Source organism: Saccharomonospora sp., from assembly GCF_027317685.1.
GTDB lineage: Bacteria > Actinomycetota > Actinomycetes > Mycobacteriales > Pseudonocardiaceae > Saccharomonospora.
Window position 1 is genome coordinate 25,620 of the sequence record NZ_DAHVQP010000089.1, and the last position, 6,972, is coordinate 32,591.

Here is a 6,972-nt window from a genome sequence, read left to right on the forward strand (position 1 = left end):
GTGGCACATCGTCGGCGGTCGGCGAGAGTTTCGATCGAGGCAGGTTGACCGGAGTTCTTTCTTCCGCAACCGTACTCAGAGGAACCACGTGGCAGAACACACGTGCGTTCCGGGGGCGATTTGTGGTCGACTAGGGCTGCACCGGTGGAGGTGGTCGCGTGCCAGACCGACAACCCAGCCCCTACGGCGCCCGAATCCGGCAACCTGCCGGGTCGACGCCCGAGATGATCGTGCCTTGTGCTCCGGCGACGAGCGTGAGCGTCACCGGCTCGCCGCCCACAGGGCCACCGACGTATGCGGACAGGGTCGGGCGGTCGCACGGCCGTCGTCCTCGTGATTCGAGCGCCAACGGGGCCGGTACTTCGGCACCTGGCTTGGGCAAGCGGAGAGTGTTGCTGCTCAACGCCACGTTCGAACCACTCACGGCGCTGCCCCTGCGGCGGGCCGTCGTGTTGCTGGTCTGCGGCAAAGCAGAGGTCGTTCACGAGGACCCGACCGGTCGCCTGCTGCGCTCGGCCACGACGACGGTCGGGGTGCCGTCGGTGATCAGGCTCAGCAGGTATGTCCGGGTACCTTATCGGACCCGAATCCCGTTGACGCGCGCGGGCCTCATGTACCGCGATCGGTTCCGCTGCGCTTACTGCGGAGGCAAGGCCGAGACCATCGACCACGTGGTGCCCCGTAGTCGCGGGGGCGCGCACTCGTGGGAGAACTGTGTCGCGTGCTGCGCGAAGTGCAACCATCGCAAGGCCGACAAGTCGCTGTCCGAGTTGGGCTGGAGTCTGCGGGTGGTGCCCAGACAGCCGCGCGGGCCGCATTGGAAGTTGTTGGCTCACGCCAAAGAGGCGGATCCGCTGTGGCAGCGTTACCTGAGGGTGCCCGCGGCCTAGAGACCCGTGGTCCCCGGCTCGCTCCCGGGTTGCACGAGCCGGCCGGGATCCACAGCGATGTTCGGCTGCGCTGTTGTCGCCGGTGCGCAGCTGCCCGGCTCCTCCGTTCTGGCCGCCCGCTCGTTCCCGGCTGCCCTCACTCGCGCTCCAGAAGGCCGATGTACCCGGCCGGGCGCGGTGGTGAGAGTGGCCTGGGCCTGGGGGCGGTGTCGCGCGCAGCGGTCGTGTGTGGGGTGGGCCGTGCGCAGCAGGTGAGAGGAAGGGTGCCTTACCGCGTCAGCGGGTCACCCTGGTGCCACGGGTCACCCTGGTGCCGCGAGTGACGCGGGTGCCTGCGGTGACGCGGGTGCCACGGGTCACCCTGGTGCCGCGAGTGACGCGGGTGCCTGCGGTGACGCGGGTGCCGCAGGTCACCCTGGTGCCACGGGTCACCCTGGTGCCACGGGTGACGCGGGTGCCGCAGGTGTCGTTGGTCGCGGGAACGGTGCTCGAAGTGGTGAACATGCCAGATCCTCCTATGGCCGCGTGTGACCTGTAAAGGTTTGGGAACAAATGGCACAAGGTCGTGCAGGGGAAAACGTAGGAGCCTTTTTGGGTCCGAACAAGTTCCTCTTGACCGGTACCCCCGCACGTACGTGGAAGTGCGACCTTTCGCCAACGTCCTTTCCGCTCATCGTGGGATGACCGGCGTGGCAAGCGGGTGATATGGGGGCCAGAGGGTCACGCAAATTGCACATGCTCACCGTGGCAGGTGAGTAGGGAGTGCGACGGTCGGATACCCTGCGGCCGTGAGCATCCTCGAGACGATCCTGGTCTTCGTGGCGATACCGCTGGCCGTCTACGGCTTCTTCGCGCTGGTGACGCTACGGTCGAAGTTCGCGAGCAGGCCCCGGTACCGGCCGGGACAGGCGTGGGACTACCCGCCCGTGTGGTGGACCGCCAACCCAGAGGGTGTGGGACAGCGGCACGCCGACGGTGCTGAGGAAAGCACCGCTCCGTCGACAGTTCGTGGAGGTGCCAGTGGGAACTGGTGAACTGACCCGGGACAGCAAGTCCACCGGGCTCGAAGGGACGAAGCACCAACCTGGTGCCGCAGTGACGGCGAGTGGCCGAGTGTCCGTGGCACAGATGTACGAGCCCACTACTCCCTCCGGCCCCTTCAGTACGGCTCAGTTGGCTCGTCTCGACGAGGCGCTGACCTTGGCCAGCCGGGAGACGGGGCTCGACTTCAGCATCTACCTCGGTGAGCTCGGCGACGAATCTCGGCAGAGCGCCGAGGCGCTGCACAGCACGCTCGGTGAGCGTGGTGACGAGGCCGTGCTGATCGCCGTGTCACCCGGCGAACGCGTCGTCGAGGTGGTCACCGGTGCCCGTGCCATGCAGCGTCTGTCCGACCGGGGCGCCAAGCTCGCGGTGATGAGCATGGTCGCCTCGTTCAAGGAGGGTGACCTCATCGGTGGGCTCATCAGCGGCCTTCGCATGATGGCCGACCAGGCGGGTTCAGCCCCGCGTTCCTGAGGAGCTCGACGAAGTCCACACGAAAAAGGCCGCCGTCCCCGAACTCCTGAGTCGAGGACGGCGGCCTTTTTCGTTCATCCGGTCGTTTCGGTCAGCTCTCGTCGAACTTGCGGGCGGCCAACGCGCGCACAACGCCGGCACGGCCCTCGGACACCAACCGCCGCAGTGCCGCCGGGTGAGTCCCCTCCAACCACGCGTCCGCCGCCGCGATGCCTTCTTCCGACACCTCCCACGACGGATACAGGCCGAGGACGGTCGGCTGTGCACGCTCACTGGACCGCCGACTCCACACCTCGTCGAGCATCTCGAAGTACCGCTGGGTGTAGTCACCCAACAGGTGCTTCTGCGCCGGGTGGGAGAAGCCCGCGATGATGGCCTCGTTCACCGCGTTCGGGGACTCGTCGTCGTAGACCGCGCGTTCCCAGGCCTCCGCCTTCGCTTCCGGGGTGGGACGTAGTGCCCGCGCCCGCTCGGCGTGCCTGCGGCCGGTGGCCGTGTCGTCGCGTCGCAGCTCGGCGTCGATCTCGGTATCACCGGCGCGGCCGTGTGCCACCAGCGCGTGCAGCAGGTGCCACCGCAGGTCGGTGTCCACCGTGAGGCCCTCCAGCGGTGCCGAACCATCCAGCCAGCCCGCCAGCACGTCCAACGTGGCGTCGTCGAGCACGGAATTGGTGAGGGCGTTGACGAACGCGAGTTGGTGGTCCGAACCGGGCTCCTCCGAACGAGCCAGTTCCAGCAGCGCCGCGGTGTAGGAGGGCCAACCGTGCTCGGCCGCCCACGAGGGATCCGCGTAGGAGTCCAGTGCCGCCCGCGCCTGCACGAGCAGCCGCTGCACCACCCCGACCTCGGTCTCGGCGTAGAGGCCACGTTGGACGAGCGTGACGAAGTCGCGAGCCTTTATCTCCGCGTCCCGCGTCATCTCCCACGCGGCCGACCAGCACAGCGTGCGCGGCAACGGCTCGGTGATGTCGTCGATGCGGTCCACGAGCGTCGCCAACGACCCGCTGTCCAACCGCATCGCGCAGTAGGTGAGGTCGTCGTCGTTGACCAGGACGAGCGGCCCCGCCTTGACACCGACCAGATCGGCCACGTCGGTGTGTTCACCGTCGACGTCGAGTTCCACGCGATGGGTCCTCACCAGCGAGCCCGTACGGTCGTAGTCGTAGACGCCGACCGCGACCCGGTGGGTCCGCAACTCGCCCGCCCCGGGCTTCGCCCCGCCCTGTTCGATGGCGAACGAGCGGTACCGACCCTCGTCGTCCAGCTCGAATCGAGGACGCAGCGTGTTGAGCCCCGTGGTCTCCAACCACTGGGCGCTCCACCAGGACAGGTCGCGGCCCGACGCCTCCTCCAGCGCGGCCAGCAGGTCGGTCAGTGTCGCGTTGCCCCAGGCGTGCCTGTCGAAGTAGACCTTCAGCCCGGACAGGAAGTTCTCCTGCCCCACGTACGCCACCAGCTGCTTGAGCACGCTTGCGCCCTTGGCGTAGGTGATGCCGTCGAAGTTCACCTCCACCGCGTGCAGGTCCACCATGTCGGCGGCGATCGGGTGGGTGGACGGCAGTTGGTCCTGGCGGTACGCCCACGACTTCTCGATGTTGGCGAAGCTGGTCCACGCGCCCGTGTACTCGGTCGCCTCGGCCTGAGCCAGCACACTGGCGAACGTGGCGAACGACTCGTTCAGCCACAGGTCGTCCCACCAGCGCATGGTCACGAGGTTGCCGAACCACATGTGCGCCATCTCGTGCAGCAGCGTCTCGGCCCTGCGCTCGTACGAGTAGCGAGTCACGCGGCTGCGGAAGACGTAGTCCTCCAGGAAGGTTACCGCGCCCACGTTCTCCATCGCCCCGGCGTTGAACTCGGGGACGAACAGCTGGTCGTACTTCGCGAACGGGTAGGGCACACCGAACTTCTCGTGGAAGAAGCGGAAGCCCTGCTTGGTCTCGGTGAACAGCCGGTCGGCGTCCATGTGCTCGGCCAGCGAGGCACGGCAGTAGATCCCGAGCGGGATCGTCTTGTGCTCGTCGGTGTAGGTGTCGCGCCACTCGGCGTAGGGCCCGGCGATCAGCGCCACCAGGTAGGTGGAGATGCGCTCGGTGGTCTCGAACACCGTGCGCACGGCTCCTTCCGGAGTGTCCTCGCGGGAGGCGACGGGGGAGTTCGACACGACCTTCCAGTCGGGGGGAGCGATCACCGTCAGCCGGTAGGTGGCCTTGAGGTCGGGCTGGTCGAAGCACGCGAACATCCGCTTCGCGTCGGCCGTTTCGAACTGTGAATAGAGGTAGACACCGCCGTCCACGGGGTCGACGAACCGGTGCAGCCCCTCGCCCGTGTTCATGTAACGGCAGTCGGCGTGCACGACGAGTTCGTTGTCCGCGGCGAGGTCCGGCAGCGCGATGCCCTCATCCTCCACGTAGCCCGACACGTCGAGTTGCCGTCCGTTCAGCGTGGCTTCCCGTACGCCCTCGGCGACGATGTCCACCCAACTACTCCGCCCCGGCCGGGTGGCGGCGAAGCGGATGGTCGTCTTCGAATCGAACGTGCCCTCACCGGGTTTGCCGTGGCCGTCGGTGAGGTCGAGTTCGATGTCGTAGGCGGACACCTCCAGCAGGGCGGCGCGCTGCTGAGCTTGTTCGCGAGTCAGATTCGGAGCGGGCACTGGCACCTCTACGCTGTTCGTCGTCTGTTGTCGGGATGTCTGGGACCACACTGTCCGTTGTCTCGACCAGTGTGCTCAGCGCATCCAATCATGCGCTCCAGGGAGCGGTGACGGGAACAACGGACGCGACAGCGCTGTTGGCTGTCATTGGAGGGCCGGTTACCCGACGTGGCGCGACGCAACTCCGCGCACGCCCCGATCGGGTTCTTCCGGAAACGACGAAGACCAGCGGTATCGGTGAGGAGAGGGCATGACAGCAGGAGCGCAGTCCGATCGCACTCGGGTCGACTTCTACTTCGACCCCATGTGTCCCTTCGCGTGGATCACGTCGCGCTGGATCCTGGAGGTCGAGAAGCAGATCGACATCGACCTGAACTTCCGCGTGATGAGTCTCTCCGTGCTCAACGAGGGCCGTGATCTGGACGCCGACTACCGGAAGATGCTGGACACGGCGTGGGGTCCGGTCCGCGTCGCGACGGCGCTCGCCCAACACCGCGGGGAGCGGGCCGTGCGTGACTTCTACACCGCGTTCGGTACCCGCTACCACAACCAGGACAACAAGGACGTCGACGCCGTGCTCCGGCAGGCGCTCGAGGAGGCGGACGGTTCGGGCGAGCTGTTGAAGGCCGCTGAGTCCACTGATTACGACGAGGCGTTGCGGGCGAGCCACCACGAGGGCATGGACCCCGTGGGCATGGACGTCGGTACCCCGACCATCCACGTGGACGGTGTGGCGTTCTTCGGGCCCGTCCTCACCTCCATCCCGCGCGGTGAGGACGCCGTTCGGGTGTTCGAGGGGGCTCGGGCGCTGGCGAGTTACCCGGACTTCTTCGAGCTGAAGCGCACGCGCACCGGGTCGCTGAAGTTCGACTGAGGATCGGTGGACGTCACGCGGACGGCTCGGTCAGCGCCGCGAGCGTGACGTCCTCGGGCAACGGTGAGCATGCAACGGCATCGGCACGGGTGAGCTCGCCCGCGCGTAGGGCCTGTCGCAGGGCGAGCAGCGTCAGCAGGGAGTCACGGCAGGTCCTGACGAGGTCGGGACCTGCGGGGTCACCGTGGCCCGGCAGGACCGTGGTGGCGTTCAGTTCGAGCAGCCGATCCAGTGCGGACGGCCAGCCCGCCAGCGTGGTGTCGCTGCCGAAGGACTCGGCGCTGAACGACCCGCCCGGCACGTGCTCCACCAGGTCGCCCGCGAACAGGACCCCGGCGTCGGGTACGTGCACCACCAGGTCGCCCGCCGTGTGGGCGACATCGGGATGTCGGAGCACCACCCGACGCCCGCCCAGGTCCAGCACGGTGTCCGACTCCACCGATCGGTCCGGCACCGGGGCCCGACCCGCGTCGCGGAGCGCTTCCCAGCAATTCGGGTGCGCCCACACGGGACACGGCAGGAACGCGGGAACGCCGTAGGCATGGTCGTAGTGGTCGTGGGTGAGCACGACGGTCCAAGGCAGCGAGGTGATCTCGCGGACGGCCGCGGCGAGTTCGGCGCCTTGTTCGGCGTCGCCGCGCGTGTCCACGACCAGGCACCGTTCGGAGCCCAGAACCAATCCCACGCAGAGGTCCAGCTCGGAGTATCGGCGTGCGAACACGCCGTCACCGAGTTCGATCCATCGGCCTGCCACGTCGTGGTTCATGCCGCGAAGCGTACGTGGGGTGGGCCGGGTGGATGCGTCGTCGGGGGACGGGGATGGCAGACTTGGCAGCCGTGCGCGTGTACCTGGGAAGCGACCATGCCGGTTACGAGTTGAAGAACCACCTCGTCACTCACCTGCGTGAGCGGGGATACGAGGTGACCGACGTCGGCCCGCACGTCTATGACGCCGCCGACGACTATCCCGCTTTCTGCATCGAGACCGCCCGCAGGGTGGTGGCCGACGAGGGCAGCCTCGGCATCGTCATCGG

Annotated in this window: 8 protein-coding genes; 6 read left to right on the forward strand and 2 right to left on the reverse strand. The window is 67.6% G+C overall.

Annotated features, from left to right (window positions below):
- The first annotated feature begins 158 nt into the window (after positions 1–158).
- From M7H19_RS10460 to M7H19_RS10475, 4 genes are all read left to right on the forward strand, one after another.
- Positions 159–890, forward strand: coding sequence for an HNH endonuclease (locus M7H19_RS10460; protein WP_298180238.1), 732 nt, complete (start codon positions 159–161; stop codon positions 888–890).
- A 319-nt stretch (positions 891–1,209) separates the two neighbouring features.
- On the forward strand, positions 1,210–1,428 hold the full coding sequence (locus tag M7H19_RS10465) for a hypothetical protein (RefSeq protein WP_298180240.1): 219 nt from the start codon (positions 1,210–1,212) through the stop codon (positions 1,426–1,428).
- A 250-nt stretch (positions 1,429–1,678) separates the two neighbouring features.
- On the forward strand, positions 1,679–1,924 hold the full coding sequence (locus M7H19_RS10470; RefSeq protein WP_298180242.1) for a hypothetical protein: 246 nt from the start codon (positions 1,679–1,681) through the stop codon (positions 1,922–1,924).
- Positions 1,911–2,408, forward strand: coding sequence for a DUF5130 family protein (locus tag M7H19_RS10475; protein ID WP_298180243.1), 498 nt, complete (start codon positions 1,911–1,913; stop codon positions 2,406–2,408). Before M7H19_RS10470 ends, M7H19_RS10475 begins: the two co-directional genes overlap by 14 nt.
- A gap of 91 nt (positions 2,409–2,499) precedes the next feature.
- Here M7H19_RS10475 and pepN read toward each other — a convergent pair whose 3' ends face one another.
- Complete coding sequence (gene pepN / locus M7H19_RS10480; protein WP_298180246.1) at positions 2,500–5,064, reverse strand: aminopeptidase N; 2,565 nt, start codon at positions 5,062–5,064, stop codon at positions 2,500–2,502.
- A 250-nt stretch (positions 5,065–5,314) separates the two neighbouring features.
- Here pepN and M7H19_RS10485 point away from each other — a divergent pair, with 250 nt between their 5' ends.
- Positions 5,315–5,938, forward strand: a complete 624-nt coding sequence (locus M7H19_RS10485) for a DsbA family protein (protein ID WP_298180248.1) — start codon at positions 5,315–5,317, stop codon at positions 5,936–5,938.
- Positions 5,939–5,951: 13 nt separating this feature from the next.
- Here M7H19_RS10485 and M7H19_RS10490 read toward each other — a convergent pair whose 3' ends face one another.
- The gene (locus tag M7H19_RS10490; RefSeq protein WP_298180250.1) at positions 5,952–6,704 is read right to left on the reverse strand and encodes an MBL fold metallo-hydrolase; all 753 of its coding nucleotides are present in this window, start codon (positions 6,702–6,704) and stop codon (positions 5,952–5,954) included.
- Between the two features lie 71 nt (positions 6,705–6,775).
- Between M7H19_RS10490 and M7H19_RS10495 the strand changes: the two genes are divergently transcribed.
- Positions 6,776–6,972, forward strand: a 197-nt coding sequence (locus tag M7H19_RS10495; RefSeq protein WP_298180260.1) for an RpiB/LacA/LacB family sugar-phosphate isomerase, incomplete at its 3' end; no start/stop codon positions are given.